The 17,389-nt window shown below is 68.9% G+C and carries 18 protein-coding genes; 4 read left to right on the top strand and 14 right to left on the bottom strand.

What is annotated here, in order from left to right:
- Nucleotides 1–24: 24 nt before the first annotated feature.
- A complete protein-coding gene (locus E3T22_RS00390) occupies nt 25–726 on the top strand; it encodes a hemolysin III family protein (RefSeq protein WP_088456701.1) in 702 nt (233 codons plus the stop codon).
- A gap of 16 nt (nt 727–742) precedes the next feature.
- Here E3T22_RS00390 and E3T22_RS00385 read toward each other — a convergent pair whose 3' ends face one another.
- Nucleotides 743–997: a hypothetical protein gene (locus tag E3T22_RS00385; RefSeq protein ID WP_088456702.1), complete on the bottom strand. Its 255-nt coding sequence runs from the start codon at nt 995–997 to the stop codon at nt 743–745.
- Nucleotides 998–1,002: 5 nt separating this feature from the next.
- Entirely contained in the window at nt 1,003–1,866 is an 864-nt protein-coding gene (gene mca / locus E3T22_RS00380; protein ID WP_174776211.1) for a mycothiol conjugate amidase Mca, read from the bottom strand.
- Between the two features lie 76 nt (nt 1,867–1,942).
- Here mca and E3T22_RS00375 point away from each other — a divergent pair, with 76 nt between their 5' ends.
- Together E3T22_RS00375 and greA are read left to right on the top strand one after the other, a co-directional pair.
- A complete protein-coding gene (locus E3T22_RS00375; protein ID WP_166788903.1) occupies nt 1,943–2,338 on the top strand; it encodes a DUF4307 domain-containing protein in 396 nt (131 codons plus the stop codon).
- 184 nt (nt 2,339–2,522) lie between these two features.
- Nucleotides 2,523–3,011, top strand: coding sequence for a transcription elongation factor GreA (gene greA / locus E3T22_RS00370; RefSeq protein WP_088456704.1), 489 nt, complete (start codon nt 2,523–2,525; stop codon nt 3,009–3,011).
- A 61-nt stretch (nt 3,012–3,072) separates the two neighbouring features.
- Here the strand turns inward: greA and ilvA are convergent, their stop codons facing one another.
- From ilvA to E3T22_RS00340, 6 genes are read right to left on the bottom strand one after another with little or no spacing between them, the layout of a single operon-like run.
- Nucleotides 3,073–4,344 (bottom strand): threonine ammonia-lyase, encoded by a 1,272-nt coding sequence (gene ilvA, locus E3T22_RS00365; protein ID WP_088456705.1) that lies wholly within the window; start codon nt 4,342–4,344, stop codon nt 3,073–3,075.
- Nucleotides 4,341–5,630, bottom strand: a complete 1,290-nt coding sequence (locus tag E3T22_RS00360) for an AI-2E family transporter (protein ID WP_241983550.1) — start codon at nt 5,628–5,630, stop codon at nt 4,341–4,343. Before E3T22_RS00360 ends, ilvA begins: the two co-directional genes overlap by 4 nt.
- The gene (locus tag E3T22_RS00355; protein WP_134479687.1) at nt 5,627–6,757 is read right to left on the bottom strand and encodes an ABC transporter ATP-binding protein; all 1,131 of its coding nucleotides are present in this window, start codon (nt 6,755–6,757) and stop codon (nt 5,627–5,629) included. The genes E3T22_RS00360 and E3T22_RS00355 overlap by 4 nt, the downstream gene beginning before the upstream one ends.
- A complete protein-coding gene (locus E3T22_RS00350; protein ID WP_088456707.1) occupies nt 6,754–7,629 on the bottom strand; it encodes an ABC transporter permease in 876 nt (291 codons plus the stop codon). The genes E3T22_RS00355 and E3T22_RS00350 overlap by 4 nt, the downstream gene beginning before the upstream one ends.
- A complete protein-coding gene (locus E3T22_RS00345) occupies nt 7,626–8,468 on the bottom strand; it encodes an ABC transporter permease (protein WP_370291284.1) in 843 nt (280 codons plus the stop codon). The genes E3T22_RS00350 and E3T22_RS00345 overlap by 4 nt, the downstream gene beginning before the upstream one ends.
- Nucleotides 8,469–8,475: 7 nt before the next feature.
- Entirely contained in the window at nt 8,476–9,615 is a 1,140-nt protein-coding gene (locus tag E3T22_RS00340) for an ABC transporter substrate-binding protein (protein ID WP_088456709.1), read from the bottom strand.
- A 141-nt stretch (nt 9,616–9,756) separates the two neighbouring features.
- Here E3T22_RS00340 and E3T22_RS00335 point away from each other — a divergent pair, with 141 nt between their 5' ends.
- On the top strand, nt 9,757–10,959 hold the full coding sequence (locus tag E3T22_RS00335; protein WP_134479686.1) for a winged helix-turn-helix domain-containing protein: 1,203 nt from the start codon (nt 9,757–9,759) through the stop codon (nt 10,957–10,959).
- Nucleotides 10,960–10,977: 18 nt separating this feature from the next.
- Here E3T22_RS00335 and E3T22_RS00330 read toward each other — a convergent pair whose 3' ends face one another.
- The 6 genes from E3T22_RS00330 to E3T22_RS00305 all read right to left on the bottom strand — a co-directional run bounded on the left by E3T22_RS00330 (nt 10,978) and on the right by E3T22_RS00305 (nt 17,267).
- Nucleotides 10,978–11,862, bottom strand: coding sequence for a M48 family metalloprotease (locus tag E3T22_RS00330; protein WP_103429758.1), 885 nt, complete (start codon nt 11,860–11,862; stop codon nt 10,978–10,980).
- A 36-nt stretch (nt 11,863–11,898) separates the two neighbouring features.
- On the bottom strand, nt 11,899–12,465 hold the full coding sequence (locus tag E3T22_RS00325) for a LemA family protein (protein WP_088456712.1): 567 nt from the start codon (nt 12,463–12,465) through the stop codon (nt 11,899–11,901).
- Between the two features lie 182 nt (nt 12,466–12,647).
- Nucleotides 12,648–14,102 (bottom strand): glycoside hydrolase family 1 protein, encoded by a 1,455-nt coding sequence (locus tag E3T22_RS00320; protein WP_134479684.1) that lies wholly within the window; start codon nt 14,100–14,102, stop codon nt 12,648–12,650.
- A complete protein-coding gene (locus E3T22_RS00315; RefSeq protein ID WP_134479682.1) occupies nt 14,099–15,409 on the bottom strand; it encodes a D-arabinono-1,4-lactone oxidase in 1,311 nt (436 codons plus the stop codon). The genes E3T22_RS00320 and E3T22_RS00315 overlap by 4 nt, the downstream gene beginning before the upstream one ends.
- On the bottom strand, nt 15,406–16,650 hold the full coding sequence (locus E3T22_RS00310; RefSeq protein ID WP_088456715.1) for an alanine racemase: 1,245 nt from the start codon (nt 16,648–16,650) through the stop codon (nt 15,406–15,408). Before E3T22_RS00310 ends, E3T22_RS00315 begins: the two co-directional genes overlap by 4 nt.
- Nucleotides 16,647–17,267 (bottom strand): TetR/AcrR family transcriptional regulator, encoded by a 621-nt coding sequence (locus E3T22_RS00305; RefSeq protein ID WP_166789236.1) that lies wholly within the window; start codon nt 17,265–17,267, stop codon nt 16,647–16,649. The genes E3T22_RS00310 and E3T22_RS00305 overlap by 4 nt, the downstream gene beginning before the upstream one ends.
- Nucleotides 17,268–17,389 lie beyond the last annotated feature (122 nt).

Below are 17,389 nucleotides of genomic sequence, written 5' to 3'. Positions count from 1 at the left end.
CCGAGGCTGCCGTATCCTGACAGCATGGCCGCTACGGATGACATCCCGAATCTCCCCCTCCTCGAAGACGAGATCGAGCATCCGGTTCCCGAAAAGCCCACCTGGCGGGGCTGGATCCACGCCGGCACGTTCCCGGTCACCATCGTCGCCGGCATCATCCTGCTGCTCGCGGCGGACGGCCCGGCTGCTAAATGGAGTTCGGCGGTCTTCGTGGCCAGTTCGATGCTCCTGTTCGGCAACTCGGCGCTGTACCACCGCTTCAACTGGCAGCCGCGCACCCGCATGGTGCTCAAGCGCATCGACCACGCCAACATCTTCCTGCTGATCGCCGGATCGTACACGCCCATCACGGTGCTGGCCCTGCCGCCGGACAAGGCAGTGCTGCTGCTGACCCTGGTCTGGGGCGGCGCGATCCTCGGCATCGCGTTCAGGGTGTTCTGGATCAACGCCCCGCGCTGGCTGTACGTGCCGCTCTACCTCGCGCTGGGCTGGGGCGCGCTGATGTTCATCGTCGACTTCTTCCAGGCCGATGCCCTGATGATGACCCTGATCATGGTCGGCGGGCTCTGCTACTCGGTCGGCGCCGTCGTCTACGGTCTCAAGAAGCCCAACCCGATCCCCGGGGTGTTCGGCTTCCACGAGATCTTCCACTCGCTGACCGTGGTGGCGTTCCTCTGCCACTGGTTCGCGATTCTGATCATCGCCACGCATCCGCTGTACCCGTAGGCGGGTACCCCCGAGCTCAGGCTTCTGGCGTGTCCTTCTTCTGGGCGGCCAGCGCGTCGCGTTCGGCGACCTCGGCCTGCAGCCGTTCCTGCATCTCCGCACGGTATGTGGTGCGGCGGATGCGGCGGGCCAGGTCCATGCCCAGCAGCAAGGTCACGGCCGCGACGAAGAAGATCGCGAAGAAGCCCCACGGGCCCGGTGTGACGGTGTCGGGGTTGAACTCGGGCGCCGGGGTGTTGGACAGGATGAAGCTGACCACGGGAGAGTACATCCCGCTCACGCGTCGTCCCTCACACCACTGAAAAGATCGGATTCGGGCATGTTCGTGTCAACTTTCGATTCGACGAGTTGGAAGTCCTCGTAGGGCCAGGCCTTGCGCACCATGTCATTGGGCCAGAAGAAGAAACTGCTCGTCGGCGACACCTGGCTGGCATGTGACCGCAAGGCATCGTCGCGCACCTCCAAGAAGTCCCCGATCGGCACGTGCGTCGTGGCCAGGTTCGGGTACTCGCTCATCCGTTCCCTGGCGCTGGCCAGCGGTTCGAGCAGGTCGGAGTCCGGTTCGGTGATGCTGAGTTCGAGGTACATGGCGTCCATGCGCTCGAGGTTGAAGATGCGGTCGTAGTACAGCTTGTCGATCTGCCACGGCGCGCCGGCATCGGGATACCGGTCGGCGTCGGCCGCGGCGCGGAACGCCTCGACGGAGACCTGGTGGCAGCGAATGTGATCGGGGTGCGGGTAGCCGCCGTTCTCGTCGTAGGTGATGAGCACCTGGGGACGGAAATCGCGGATGATGCGCACCAGGGGTTCGGCCGAGTACTCCAGGGGCACGTCGGCGAAGGAGTTCTTGGGCACCCCGCCGTCGTCGGCCATGCCGGAGTCCTGGTAGCCCAGCCAGAGGTGTTGGATGCCCATCGTCTGCTGGGCCGCCGTCATCTCCCGGCGGCGGAGGCCGGCGAGGTCGCGCTCGGCCATGGCCACGTCGGCCAGGTCCTCGTTGAGGATGCTGCCGCGTTCACCGCCCGTGCAGCTCACGATGAGAACCTCGGCGCCGAGGCTTCGGTAGTACGCGTACGTCGCGGCGCCCTTGCTCGACTCGTCGTCGGGATGGGCGTGCACTGCCAAGAGCCGCAGGGTCATGAAACTCCTCAGAAATGCCAGCTAACCTAAGGTACAAGCCTAATCGTTGAACCGTGAGTGTGGAGTCTGAGTGGCCGTGAGCAGCAACCTCGACGAACGCTATGGGCGAACCCCCGGCAGCACCCGCCGCGACCGCCGGGTGTTGTGGGTCGTTGCCGGACTCTTCGCCCTGATCCTCACCGGATGGGTCGTCTGGGCGGGCCTTGACGGCGCGGGCCCGGAGATCGAAGCCAGGGACACCAGGCACCAGATCATCGACGAGAACGGCATCAGCGTGACCTTCGAGGTGTCGCTGCCCCCGGAGAAGGCCGCCAGCTGTGCTGTGCAGGCGCTCAACGAGTCGTTCACCGTGGTGGGCTGGAAGGTCATCGATCTGGCGCCGTCCGCCGACTACACCCGCTCGTTCACGGAGATCGTGAAGACGACCGAGTTGAGCAACACCGGATTGATTTACCGCTGCTGGTTGACCTAGACTGATGTATTCGCCCTGACAGAAGTCGGGGCGTCCGCTGTATGTCGTGACGTACTAGGCCGCGATGATCTAGGACGTGACGTGTCAGGCCGTGACCTGCCCAGCGACGAACGGCCGCTTCCTGCGGCACCATCGGCGCACTATCTGCCGGCGCACCACCGATCAGCACGAGAAGGAGAGAACCATGACTACCGAAACCTCGGTCACCTGGCTAACCCAGGAGGCCTATGACCGCCTCGCTGCGGAGCTGGACACTCTCAGCACTGTTGCTCGGGTGGACATCGCCAACAAGATCGAGTCCGCGCGGTCGGAGGGCGACCTCAAGGAGAACGCCGGCTACCACGCGGCCAAGGAGGAGCAGGGCAAGATGGAGGCGCGCATCCGCACCCTCACCCTGCTGCTGCGCACCGCAGAGGTGGGCCACGCCCCCGAGAGCAAGGGCGTCGTCGAGCCCGGAACCGTCATCACCGCCACCATCGCCGGTGACGAGAGCCGGTTCCTCATCGGCAGCCGGGAGATCGCCGGCGACAGCGACCTGGACGTGTACAGCGAGAAGAGCCCCCTGGGCGAAGCCATCATCGGGCTCAAGGTCGGCGCGAAGACGAGCTACGAGACCCCCAACGGAAAGCAGATCGCCGTGGAGATCCACCTCGTGGAGACCTTCACCGGCTAACTGCCCCTGGTGACTCGAACGGCCGGCTGCTCACGCAGCCGGCCGTTTTTGTGTGCCCGGTCTAGTCGGTGCGGGGATCGTACCCGGCGGCGCGCAGGGTGTCGACGACGTGTTGGCGGTGTTCGGGGCCGCGGGTCTCGACGCTGATGTCCAGCTCGACCTCGCTGATCTGCAGGCCGGCGCCGTGGCGGGTGTGCAGGACCTCGATGACGTTGGCGTGCGCCTCGGCGAGCAGCTCGGAGATCCGGGCGAGCTGGCCGGGACGGTCGGGCAGCATGATCCGCAGCTTGAGGTACCGGCCGGATGCCGCCAAGCCGTGGCTGATCACGCGCTGCATGAGCAACGGGTCGATGTTGCCGCCCGAGAGCACCGCAACGGTGCGGCCGGTGTTCGTGATCTTGCCGGCCAGGATGGCGGCGACCGAGACGGCTCCGGCCGGCTCGACGACGAGCTTGGCCCGCTCGAGGAGCACCAGGATCGCCCTGGCCATGTCGTCCTCGCTGACGGTGACGATCTCGTCGACGGCGTCGCGGATGATGGCGAAGTTCAGCAGGCCCGGCTTGGCCACGGCGATGCCGTCGGCCATGGTCGGGGTGATGTCGATGGCGAGGGCCTCCCCCGCGGCGATGGACGGCGGGTACGCTGCAGCGTTCTCCGACTGCACCCCGATGACCCGGATCCGACGGTTGTGCCGTGCCGAGTACTGCTTGAGCACACTGGCCATGCCGGAGGTGAGCCCGCCGCCGCCGATCGGCACGATCACGGTCTCGAGGTCGGGCATCTGGTCGAGGACCTCGAGGCCGAGGGTGCCGGCGCCGGCCACCACATCCGGGTGGTCGAACGGGGGAATCAGGACCGCGCCGGTCTCGCGGGCGTACTCGGCGGCGGCCAGGAGCGGCTCCGCGACCGTGTGCCCGCGCAGGATCACCTGGGCGCCGTAGTCGCGAGTGGCCTGCAGCTTGGGCAGCGCGACGCCGACGGGCATGAAGATGGTCGCCTCGATGCCGAGCTCCCTGGCGGCGAACGCCACCCCCTGGGCGTGGTTGCCGGCGGAGGCGGCGACGACGCCGCGAGCCTTCTCCTCGTCGGTGAGCTTGGACAGCCGGTGGTACGCGCCGCGGATCTTGTACGATCCGGTGCGCTGCAGGTTCTCGCACTTGAGGAAGACCGGTGCACCGAGGATCGCCGAGAGGTAGCGGGAGCTTTCCATCGGCGTGACATCGGCCACCCGCGACACCACGGTGCGGGCGGTCTCGAAGTCGTCGAGGGTGGGGCCGGCCAAGGTTGTGTCGGCACGGGCTGCGCCGGCGAGAACTGCGGGGGTGTCTGTCATGGACGGGTCTCTCTTACTCTGCTCTCGGTGACGGCGACTGTGCGCTGCGGCCGGAAGCCCGGCCGCTGCGGAATCGTCTGCCACAGAATGGAGCCGGGTGCAGCGCCGGCCGGCGGCACTCCCCCGCGCCAGGCACCGCTATGGATGTAGCTGATCATAACGTTCAGCACGGCAGCGACGGGAACCGCGAACAGGGCGCCGGGGATGCCGGCCAGCAGCGCACCGGCCGCCACGACCAGCACCACGCCGAGCGGATGCACCTTGACGGCGGTGCCCATGATCAACGGCTGCAGCACATGGCCTTCGATCTGCTGTACGAGCAGCACCACCCCGAGCATCAGCAGGGCCACGAACCAGTCGTTGAAGATCAGCGCTATCAGCACGGCCACGGCGCCCGTGGCCACGGCGCCGACGATCGGGACGAACGAGCCCAGGAACACCAGCACGCCGATCGGGATGGCCATCGGCACGCCCAGGATCGCGGCTCCGGCGCCGATGCCGATCGCGTCGATCGTGGCGACCAGGATCTGCACCCTGGCGAAGTTGCCCAGGGTCGTCCAGCCGGCCGCGCCGGCTCCGGCGACGGCAGGTCGCGCCCGGCGGGGGAAGATCCGGACGATCCAGTTCCAGATGCCCTTACCGTCGATGAGGATGAACAGCAGACTGAACAGGGTGAGGAGCGCACCCGTGGCCAGGTGCCCCAGCGACGACCCCAGCGACAGGGCGCCGCTGATGAAGATCTGGCTGTCGGCCTGGAGGGCGTCGACGGCCCGGCTGAGATAGCCATTGATCTCGGCGTTGCTCAGCTGCAACGGCGACGCCGCCAGGACCTCCTTGAGGTTCGCGTACGACGCCGCGAACCGGGCGCTCAGCCCCACCGAGCCGGCGGCGATCTGCGTGACGGCCAGCGTCACGAGACCGGCGATCACCGCGAGGGTGCCGACCAGAGCCGCCGCGACGGCGAGCCCCTTGGGCCAGTGATGCCGGGTGAGGAAGCCGACCAGCGGTACGAGCAGGGCGGACACCAGCACCGCCACGAGCAGCGGGATCACGATGAAGCGCAGCTGCACGATGAGGTACAGCAGCACGGCGATCACGGCGGCGATCACGAGAAGACGCCACGCCCACGCGCCGGCCAGGCGGATGCCCGCCGGGATGTTCTCGTCCACGCCGTTGGTCTCCGGCTGCACCGGCGTGAGGACCGCCGTGATAGGCGCGGTCGAGGGGGTCGTTCGGAGTTTACGCCGGCGGCCGAACCAGCCGGGACTTCCCGTGGGTGTGCTCACCGAACCAGTCTAGGACGGCGTGGGAGCGCGGCGGCGAGGTCCTGCACAGCTTCCACCGGGACGGGTGCGCCGGCAAAGCGCACCAGCACGCTCTCGCCCACCTGATGGCGGTCGCGGACGTCGTGTTGCACCACGACGGTGCCGCCTTGCTCGAGTTGCACGCTGGTGCGGCGCAACGAGCCGAGGAAGCTGGAGACCAGCACGGTGCCCGCCAGGCTCATGCCTGCCGGAGCGTCGCCTGGCGTCCCGGCCGTGACCAGCGTCAGGTCCTCTGGACGCACGAAGACCCGCACCGGCCCATCCGCGTGGGACGGGTCCAGCAGCGGCAGGACCACCCCGTGCACCTCGGCGAAGCCGTGCCGCACCGCTCCGGGCAGCCGGTTGCTCAGCCCCACGAAATCCGCGATGAACGGCGTCGCCGGCCTGGTGTAGAGCTCCTCCGGCGTGCCCACCTGCTCGATCCGGCCGTCCCGCATCACCGCGACCCTGTCGGCGACGGCGAGGGCCTCGTCCTGGTCGTGCGTCACGAAGAGGGTGGTGATGCCCAGTTCGGTCTGGATGCGCCGGATCTCATCGCGCAGCTGCACCCGCACCTTGGCGTCCAGCGCCGAGAGCGGTTCGTCGAGCAGCAGCACCCGGGGCCGGGTGACCAGCGCCCTGGCCAGGGCCACCCGCTGCTGCTGGCCGCCGGAGAGTTCGTGCGCGAACCGGCCGTAGTGGGCTTCCAGGCCGACCAGGGCCAGGGCCGCCGCCGCCCGTTCGCGGCGCTCCGCGGCCGGCACCCGGCGCATTCGCAGTCCGAATTCGACGTTCTCGCCGGCGCTCAGGTGCGGGAACAGCGAGTAGGACTGGAACACCATGCCCATGTCGCGGCGGCTGGTCGGCAGCCCGGAGACGTCGTCGCCGTTGATCAGGATGCGTCCGTCGTCGCAGCTCTCCAGGCCAGCCAGCACCCGCAGCGCCGTGGTCTTGCCGCTGCCGCTGGGGCCGAGCAGGGCCACGAGTTCGCCGGGCTGCAGGGTGAGGTCGAACTCGGTCAGCGCAAGGTGGCTGCCGTAGCGCTTGGCCACGCCGGCGAACTCGACGACAGTCTTCTGCTGAACTGTGGGCGTTTGGATGTGACTCATGACTGGTCTCCGCCGGAGGTCGGGGTGGTCGGGGTGAGGGTGGTCGGGGTGCGGGCCGGCCGGCGACGTTCGGTGCCGAGCCGGCCGATGGCCAGCAACAGCAGGAACGCCGCGAACAGTGCAAGCAGCGAGAGGATCACGGCGCTGTACGGGTCGTTCTTGCTGACCACCACGAGCGCGGTCTGCAGGTTGACCCGGCTCAGTAGCGACGCGATGGTGAACTCGCCCAGCACCACGGCCACGGCGATGAACGCGCCGGCCAGGATGCCGCGGCGGAGGTTCGGGACGAGCACCCGCACCAGCACACTGGCCCAGCCGGCACCGAGGGTGCGCGCCGCCTCGCTGAGCGTGCGCACGTCCACACCGTCGAGGTTGGCCTGGATCGCCCGGTAGGCGAACGGCAGCACGGTGATGCCGTACGCGAATGCCAGCGTCCAGACGCCGCTGCCCGCGAACCGGGCCAGCACGCTGAACACCGGGGCCAGGCCCACCACGAGCACGATCGCGGGGATGGAGATGGGCAGGATGCACACGATCTCCAGCGTGCGGCGCAGCCGGGGGAACCGGATGTGCACGAGCAGCATCGTCGGCACCAGCAGCACCAGCACGATCATGACGGTGCCGACGGCCAGACCCACCGAGTTGCCGAGGGCGACCAGAACCGGGGCGTACTCGCCGGTCAGCCCGTTCTGGAACAGCTCGATCCAGCGCTGGAAGTCGTAGCCGCCGACCAGGCCGCGCCGCAGGGTGAACTCGATCATCGCGAGGATCGGCACCGCGAAGACCAGGCCGACCCCGCCGAGGATCAGCAGCCTGGTGAGCCGACCGGGCGCGTGCGCGACGCCGCGCACCGACCGGAGACCCGCCGTCATCGCTGCCACCTCGCGGCGCGGGACGCCAGCTTGGAGTAGCCGATCATCACGACGGTCATCACCAGGATCATGCCCAGCGCCAGCGCACCGGCGAGGTTCTCCCGGCCGAGCATGGTCTCGCTGGTCAGCGCCGACCGGATCTGCAGCGGCACGATCTGCGCGCCCTGGCTGGTGAGGGTGGCGGCGGTGGCGTACGAGGAGAACGCGTTGGCGAACAGGAGCAGCAGGCCGCCCAGGAACGACGGCGCCAGCACCGGCAGGCCGATGCGCAGCCAGTAGGTGCGCGTGCTGCCGCCGAGGGTGGCGTTGGCTTCCGCCCAGGTCGACTTGAGCGACGCGAGCGCCGGCATGAAGGTGATGATCATCAGGGGCACTTGAAAGTAGATGTACGGCAGCACCAGGCCGGGCAGTTCGTAGAGCCAGACCCCGTCGGCGAAGATGTCGATGCCCAGACGCTCCTGCAGCAGCAGGGTGACCATGCCCTGGATACCGATGGTCGCGGTGAACGCGAAGGCGAGCATGGCGCCGCCGAACTGGGCGATGACGCTACTGAGGGAATCGACGGTGGAGCGCAACGCCCCGTCCGGGCGGGCGCCGAGCAGGGCGTAACAGACCAGGGCGCCCACGACGGCGCCGATGATCGCGGTCAGCGCCGACAACCAGATCGAGCTGCCGAAGGCGGCCAGCACCACGGGGTCGCCGAGCGCGGCGACGGTGCCGAGGGTGAAGCCGCCGTCGTTGCCGATGAAGCCGGTGCCGACGGCGATCAGGGTCGGCAGGGCCAGGAAGAGCAGCACATAGACCGCGAACGGCAGCAGCCCGAAGGCTGCTGCCGGCACACGGAACCTACTGGACAGCCGCGGCCCACTTTTCGCCGAGCAGCGTTGCCGCGGCTTCGCTCTGCGCGGCGGTCGGGACCACTGTGGTGTCCGGCACGGCGGGCAGGGCGTCGAACAGGTCGGCGTCGATGGTGCCTTCCGCCGCCATGGCGTCGGCGCGCGCCGGGCGGGCGCCTCCTTCGAGCCAGAGGTTCTGCGCTTCGTCGCTGTAGAGGAATTCCTGCCAGAGGCGCGCGGCGGCCGGGTGCGGCGCATCCACGTTGATCGCCTGGTTGTAGTAGCCGGCGTAGCCGGTGCCGGGGAAGACCACGACCTCCCAGTTGCGCTCACCCTCCAGCTGGGCGCCGTAGCCGACGTTGAGGTAGTCCCAGTCGAAGACGACGGGGGTCTCGCCCGAGGCGATGGTGGCGGGGGTCGGGTCGACCTTCACGAAGTTGCCGGCGGCGTTGAGGTCACTGAAGAAGTCGATGCCGGCCTGGAAGTCGTCCACCGAGCCGTCGTTCTGGACGGCGGCCATGCCGACGGCGGCGAAAGCCGCTCCGGCCTGGGTCGGGTCGCCGTTGATGGCGACCTTGCCCTTGTAGTCGGCGCCGAGCAGGTCGGCCAACGACTCGGGTGCGGGAACGGCGTCGGGGTCGTAGCCCACGGCCATGTATCCGCCGTAGTCACCGACGTACAGGCCGCTCTCTTCCTTCAGCGCGTCGGGGATGTCGGACCAGGTGGCCACCTGGTAGGGGGCGAACTGGTCGGTGTTGGCCAGGGCAACGGCCAGGCCCAGGTCGAAGACATCGGGGGCGGTGTCCTGGCCGGCCAGGTTCTCGGCGGCCTGGATTTCCTCGGCGCTGGAGCCGTCAGGGGCAGCCTCGGTGATGGTGATCTCGGGGTACTTCTCGGCGAAGAGGTCCAGAACAGCGCCGTAATTGGCCCAGTCCCGCGGGAGGGCGATGACGTTCAGGGCGCCCTCCTCGATGGCGGCGGCCTCAAGGCCGGCCAGGTCGCCGAAGGCGGAGATGCTGGTGGCGGTGGCCGCGTCGACGGAACCGTCGGTGCCGGTCGCCTCGGCGGTGCCGCTCGCGCAGCCCGTAAGGGTGAGAGCGACGATGGCTGTCGCGGCGAGGGAAGCGGCCAGGGTGCGGGTGGTAAGCAAGGGTCCTCCGTATGAGAGAGCAGGGTGATGGCCGGCTGTACCGGTCGCTGCGAGACTAGAAGCGGCGGGTTGCGCAGGCACACCGCAGGGTTGAACGCGGCGTGAACGTCGGATGTCGCCGGCCGCCGGTAGGGTCGAGGCGTGCTCCAGACGATCTCGCCTGCCCTCGCCCGCCGTGTCGCCCTCGCCGCGCAGGGCTTCGGCCGCCCGGCCGCGCCCACTCCAGGCATCCGCCAGCTCGGCGCCCTCGTGGAGCGGCTCGGATTGCTGCAGATCGACTCGGTGAACGTCTTCGAACGCAGCCACTACGTGCCGGCCTTCAGCCGTCTCGGCCCCTACGACAAGGCCCAGCTCGACAGGTTGAGCACCGGCGCCAAGCCGCGGCTCACCGAGTACTGGGTGCACGAGGCGTCGCTGATCCCGGTGGATGACTGGCCGCTGTTCCGCTGGCGGATGCAGGCATACAGGGACAAGGCCGCCGCCGACGACACCCACTGGTCGCAGGAGAACGCACCCATGCTGGCCTGGCTGCGGGCCGCGCTGGCCGCCAACGGCCCCATGCGCGCCAGCGCGATCGAGCACGACGCCAACAAACGCAGCGGCCCCTGGTGGGGCTGGTCGGATGTGAAGATCGGCCTGGAGACGCTGTTCCGCTGGGGCGACGTGGTCAGCGGCGGCCGCCAACGGTTCGAGAGGGTCTACGCGTTGCCCGAGCAGGTCTTCCCGACCGCGCTGCTCGACCGCGAGGTACCGGCCGCCGACGCGCACCGTGCGCTCATCTCGCAGGCGGCCCGGGCCCACGGCATCGGCACTGTGAAAGACCTGGCCGACTACTTCCGGTTGCGCACCGAGCCCGCCCGCGCCGCCATCGCCGAGCTCGAGGATGCGGGTGAGCTGATTCCGGTCGAGGTTCCCGGTTGGGGCCGGGGCGGGGCCGCCGGCGCCGCCTGGTTGCACCGGGACGCCCGGCTGCCCCGCCGGCTGGACGCCGCGGCGGTACTCAGCCCGTTCGACCCTGTGGTCTGGGAACGGGCGCGGGCGCTACGACTGTTCGGCTTCCACTACCGCATCGAGATCTACACCCCCCAGGAGAAACGGCAGTTCGGCTACTACGTGCTGCCGGTGCTGCTCGGCGACACCATCGTGGGCCGTGTCGACCTCAAGAACGACAGGCAGGCCGGGGTGCTGAGGGTGCAGGCCAGCTGGGCCGAGCCCACCGCGCCCGCCGACACCGCCGCACGCCTGGCCGAGGTTCTGCGGAGCACCGCGGCCTGGCAGGGTCTGTCCGACATCGAGGTGGTCCCCCGCGGCAACCTCGCGGCCGCTCTCGCCGCGGAGTTCTAGCGCCAGAGATCTAGCGCTTTAGAAGGTGCTGCCCATCGCGTGCAGTCGCTCGATGCGCTCGGTAAGCGGCGGGTGGGTGGCGAAGAGCTTGTCCATCACACCGGGTTTGAGCGGGTCGGCGATCCACAGGTGCGCCATTGAGGTGTTCTGCTTGCGCATCGGGCGGCCGTACTCGCCCAGCTTGGCCAGGGCGCTGGCCAAGGCATCCGGCTGACGGGTGGTCAGCGCGCCGGTGGCATCCGCGAGGTACTCGCGCTGCCGCGACACGGCCAGTTGCACGACCGAGGCGATCAGCGGGGCCACGATCATGGCGACCAGGCCGAACACCAGCACGATCGGGTTGCCGTTGTTGTTGTTGCCGCGGCCGAAGAACGCCATTCGCAGGAAGATGTCGGAGATGAAACCGACGGCCACGACCAGGCCGAAAACGATCATCGAGACGCGGATGTCGTAGTTGCGCACGTGCCCGATCTCGTGGGCCATGACGCCCTCCAGTTCGGCGTCGTCCATGATGTCGAGCAGACCGGTGGTGGCGGCCACGATGGCGTGTTTGGGGTCCCGGCCGGTGGCGAAGGCGTTGGGCGCCGGGTCGTTGATGATGTACACCTCGGGCATCGGCGTGCCCGTGGTGATGGACAGGTTCTCCACGATGCGCCAGAGCCGGGGGTGATCGGTGACGCTGTTCACCCGGATGCCCCCGCTCATGGCGATCGACTGCCGACCGGCTGCGAAGTACTGGATCAGCGCGTAACCGCCGGCGATCACCAGGGTGAGGATGAGCACGCCGGGACCCTGTACGCCGTAGGCAAGACCGGCGAGCCAGCCGAGCCCGGAGATGATCACCACGAACAGCACAATGATGAAGACGGTGTTGCGCTTGTTACGCGCGATCGCGCTGTACATGGGTCCTCTTCGGGGCTGCGGTTACAGGTGTGGCGGCTAGAACTGCACGCGAGGCGGTTCGGCGATGGCCGCGGCGTCGCTGACCTCGAAGAACTCGCGCTGGCTGAAACCGAGGTTCTTCGCGAACAGGTGGTTCGGGAAGACCTGGATCTTGGTGTTCAGCTCGCGCACGCCACCGTTGTAGAACCGGCGGGAGGCCTGGATCTTGTCTTCGGTGTCGACCAGCTCGCCCTGCAACTGCAGGTAGTTCTGGCTGGCCTGCAGCTGCGGGTACGCCTCGGCGACGGCGAAGATGCTCTTCAGGGCCGTCTGCATGTGGTTCTCGGCCGCGGCGGCGTCCACCGGGCCCTGCGCGGAGAGAGTCTCGGCGCGCGCCTTGGTCACGTTCTCGAAAACCGACTTCTCGTGAGCCGCGTAGCCCTTGACGGTTTCGATCAGATTGGGGATGAGGTCGGCACGGCGCTTGAGCTGCACAGTGATATCGCTCCACGCTTCATCCACCCGCACCTTGAGGGTGATGAGCGAGTTGTAGGTCGCCCACAGGTAGATACCCGCGATCGCAACGAGTGCGACGACGATGAGGACCGGGATGAGCCATTCCATGGCAGCGTCTCCTTGCGATTTGACCTGGGCGATACGTGTTCGAGCCCCATCATAACGAAGCCCGCTGGGGCTCCCATGTGCTTCCCATCACACTCCAAGGAATCATCCCGCCCGGGTCCGCGAAGTGTGAGAAAAGCACCCATCCGGGCCGGTTTTTGGGGCTTATCTCACACCTCGCGAACCTATCTTGCGCTGAGGACTTCCTGGAGCCAACGGTAGGAGAGTTTGGGGGTGCGCTTGCGGGCGGGGTCGATGAAGTCCACGTGGACCAGGCCGAAGCGTTGGGTGTAGCCGGCCGCCCATTCGAAGCCGTCCAGCAGCGACCAGACCAGATAGCCGCGAAGGTCAACCCCCTCGGCCGGTCCGCCGGGCGCGACGGCGTCCACGGCCGCGACGAGGTGCTCGGCCAGGTAGTCGATGCGGGCCAGGTCGGTCACCGCGCCACGGACATCCGCTGTGTCGGGATAGCTCGCGCCGCCCGCGGTGAGGTAGACCGGCGGCAGGGCCTCGCCGTAGCGGTCCTGCAATTCGGCCAGCAGCACCGGCAGGTACTCGGGTGCGTTCGGCCAGCCGAACCCGGTGACCGGATGCTCGCGGAACGAGGTCAGGTGGAATGGCAACCGGCTGCTCATCGGGCGTTCCTCAGCGGGACGGTCCTCGGGCGCGCGTACCGGTTTGGCCGCTCCGGCCGCAACCCGGCTGGGCTGGAAGTACTCGACGCCGTAGAAGTCCAGCGGCTGGTGGATCGTGCGCAGGTCGTCGGGTTCGATCTCGTGCAGGTAGCGCAGCTCGTTCTCGAACACCCCGACGGGGTCCGGATAGCGGCCGAGCAGCACCGGATCGGCGAAGAGCCGGTTGTGCAGCAGGTCGTAGAGGGCCGCGGCGTCGCGGTCGGCTTCCCGGTCGGTGGCGCTCTGCACCGGCGAGTGCACATTGGCGAGGCCGATCCCGCCGCGCACGTCGGCGGCGCGCAGCCCCTGCACGGCGAGGCCGTGAGCGAGCAGCTGGTGGTGGCCGGCCGGTAACGCGTCGAACAAGAGGGCCTGGCCCGGGGCGTGCACGCCGATCATGTAGCCGTTGAACATCACCGTCGCCGGGTCGGCGATGGTGACCCACCGGTCGATGCGGTCGCCGAAGACCGCACCCATCTCGTGGGCGTAATCGCCGAATCTCATCGCGGTGTCACGGTTCAGCCAGCCGCCACGGAGCGCAGCGGGGGTGTCCCAGTGCGACAGGGTTGCCATCGGGCTGATGCCGTTGCCGAGCAGCTGATCGAGCAGCCTGTCGTAGAACGCCAGACCCGACCGGTTCAGCGTCCCACGACCGTCGGGTTGCAGGCGCGGCCAGGCGAAGGAGAACCGATAGCTGTCTGCGCCCAACTCCCGCAGCAGGGTGACGTCCTCGGTCAGCTTGCCGATGTGGTCGGCGGTGACCGACGCGTTCTGGCCGTCCAGGATGCGGCCGGGCTCGCGGGTGAAGGCATCCCAATGGGATTCGCCGCGGCCGCCGTCACGAGCGCCGCCCTCGATCTGGAAGGCCGAGGTGGCCGTGCCGATCTGAAAACCGGTGGGGAGCCGATCGCCCAGTTCGGCGGCCCGGTGCTGCCAGGCGCGGGACGCCGGGGTGTTGCTGCTCATGGCCCAAGAACTCTTTCCAGGTAACGGTTGGTGAATCGACGCTCCGGGTCGAGCCGGTCCCGCACGGCGAGGAAGTCGTCGAAGCGCGGGTAGACCTGGCGGAGCGTGTCCGCGTCCAGGTTGTGCATCTTCCCCCAGTGTGGGCGACCGTCGTGCGCGCGCATAATCGCCTCGACGTCGGCGAAGTACTTCTGCGGGTTCTCGCGGAAGTACCTGTGCACGGCGATGTAGCCGGTGTCTCGGCCGTAGCCGGTGGAGAGCCAGACATCGTCGGCCGCGCTCGAGCGTACTTCGAGGGGGAAGGAGATGCGCCAGCCGCGCTTCTGGATGAGGGCGCGCACCTCGCGGAGCGCGTCCGGCACCGCCTGGCGCGGCAGCGCGTACTCCATCTCGTGGAATCGCACGGTGCGGTTCGTGACGTAAACCCGATGCGAGTGGTCGGTGACGTCGCGGCGGCCGGTGAGCCGTTCCACGAGGCGGTTGACCCTGGGCACCAGCGGCGGCAGGACCACTCCCGCCGCGCAGGTGGCGCGGAACACCGCGTTGCCGAGCAGTTCGTCGTCGACCCAGCGGTTCAGCCGGCCCAGCGGGTCCCGGCCGGTGCGCGGCGGCAGCCGGGTGTTGGTCTTGGTGAGGGCGGTCTCGGTGTGCGGGAACCAGTAGAACTCGAAGTGGTCGGCCGAGGTGCTGCGCTCGAGGTAGCCGTCCAGAACGGCCTCGAACGGCTCCGGTGCGTCGACGGCGTGCAGGAGAAAAGCCGGCACGCACTGGATGGTGAGGTCCACGAGGATACCCAGGGCGCCGAGCCCCAGTCGCACCGCGGGTAGCAGCTCGGGATTCTCGGTCTCGGTGACGCGCAGCACCGAACCGTCGCCGGTGACCAGCGTCACGGCGACGATCTGGGCGGCGAGGCCGGCAAAGGCGCCGCCGGTGCCGTGCGTGCCGGTCGAGGTGGCTCCGGCGATGGTCTGCCTGTCGATGTCGCCCATATTCTCCAGGGCGAGCCCGTAGGGGGCCAGCAGCGCGGGCAGCTGGTGCAGGCGGGTGCCGGCGGCGATGGTCACCCTGGCCGTGGCCTCGTCGACGTCGATCAACCCGCCCCAGGCCAGGTCCAGTTGCACGCCGGGCGAAACCGCGATGCCCGAGAAACTGTGTCCGGAACCGACGGCCTTGATCCTGACGCCCGATTTCACAGCGGCGAGCACGGCGCGTTGCGTGGCGGCCGCGCTGGTCGGCCGCTCCACCCTGACCGGCACGACGGACTCGCTGCGTGCCCAGTTCTGCCAGCGGGCGCCGCTGGCCGTCACAGGAAGGCCTTGCCTTCGCCTCGGTAGGTCGGCAGCATGTCGACCACGATACCGTCCTCGACCAGCGCGAATTCGTTGAGATGTTCGCTGAGTTCGCCGGACTTGGTGTGCCGCATCCAGACACGCTCGCCGACCCGCAGTGCGGCGGCGGCAGACCCGGTGACCGGTGACTGCACCTCCCCCGCCATCTCGCGCGGCACCAGGCTCAGACCCTCCGGCCAGACCAGGCGCGGTGAGCGATCCGCCCCCGGCGGACCGGAGGCGATCCAGCCGCCGCCGAGCAAGGCCGCCGTCTGCGCGGTGGGCTTCCGCACAACCGACAGGGCGAATGCGGCGGCCGGTGCCGGCCGGAAGCCCGAGTAGCTGTCGAACAGGTGGCCGCCGAAAAAACCGCTCCCGGCCGCGATATCGGTCACCGAAGTGTCGGCGTGGGTGCTCTCCAGCGAGCCGGTGCCGCCGCCGTTGACGAATTCCAGGTCGGCGACCTGCCGCACCGCGGCGACCGCCGCGGCGCGCCGGGCCGTGATGTCGACGATCGACCGATTGCGCACCCACCGGTTCAGCCCGCCCTGCACGGGGTGGCCAGGGGGTCTGTCGCCGAGACCGGCGATCTGCGCCTCATACGCCATCAGCCCGACCAGCTCGAAGCCGGGCCTGGAGACGATGGCCAGGGCCAGGGCCCTGGCGTGCTCCGGCGTGTGCACGGGCGAGCGCCACACCCCCAGGTGGCCGAGCACCGGCGCGTTCCAGGACGCGTCCAGTTCGAGGCAGACCCGGATGCGTTCACGCTGCGACGGCGCGAGCACGGCGTCGACGATGTCGAGGTGGTCGATCGAGTCCACCATCAGGGTCACTCGGGCGGCCAGGTCGGCCGAGCGGGCCAGCGTGTGAAGCGCCGCCCTGTCGACGCTGGGGTAGCCGACCACGATATCGTCGTGGGTCTGGGCGAGCCAGAGGGCCTCGGCCAGGGTGAAGGCGAGAATGCCGCGGTAGCCGGGCAGGGCGAGCACGGCGTCGAGCACGCCGCGTACCCGCAGTGACTTGCTGGCCACCCGGATCGGGGTGCCCTGGGCGCGGCCGAGCATGTCGTGGGTGTTGTGCCGCAGGGCCCCGAGGTGCAGCGCCCCCACGGGGGTGTCCAGGCCCCGGGTGGCCTCGGTCAGGTCCGGCCAGTACTGCTGCGGGTCGAGCCAGGGCGTGGCAGCCGGACCGGTCGGCCGCGGTGAGAGGTCGAGGCTCATGCGGGCCGGCCCAGCGCGGCGACGGAGTCCGCGGCGAAATCGAGCAGGGTGGCGGTGGCGGTGTCATCCCGATCCACCAGCCAGGCGATGGTGAGGCCGTCGGTGAGGGAGACGAGAAGGCGGGCCACCTCGCCGACGGGATGCAGCCAGACCGAGCCGCTTCGCCGGGCCGCGGTGTCCAGCGCCTCGGCCGCGAGGGCGTGGTAGCGCTCGTACTGGGCCACGGCGAGGTGGTGCAACCCCGGGGACCTGAGGGCGTACTGGGTGAGTTCGAGCATGGCCTTCTCTCTCAGGGGGTCGCGGCTCATGTGATCGGCGTAGCGTTGCAGTCCGTCGCGCAGGATCTGCCGCAGCGACTGGATGTCGTCCTGTCCCTGCGATTCCGTGCTGGACGGCTCAGGTAGCACGGCGGTGGCTTCCTCAGCCACGACGTGCCTGATGAGTTCGACCATCAGCTCGTCGCGGCTCTGGAAGGCGTAGTGGAAGCTTGCCAGCGACATCCCGGCCTCGGCCACGATAGCCCGAGTGGTGGCCTGGGCCACGCCCCGGTCGGCGACGACCCGTAACGCGGCACGCACCAGGGCGCTGCGCCGGTCCGCGGCGGGAATGCGTGTCACCTGGTCACCTTGTCCTGCGTCGTTAACGTCGAATAGTGGGGCAGTTGACCCAGTGCACATTATGGCGCAGGATCTCCTCGGTCGGGCGCGCCACATTGACATTCCTGGCCATGGCCCATGGA

Source organism: Cryobacterium sp. TMB3-10 (genome assembly GCF_004402305.1).
Taxonomy (GTDB): Bacteria; Actinomycetota; Actinomycetes; order Actinomycetales; family Microbacteriaceae; genus Cryobacterium; species Cryobacterium zongtaii.
The sequence above is the reverse complement of the archived record's forward strand: the minus strand, read 5'-3'. Positions and strand labels throughout refer to the sequence as shown.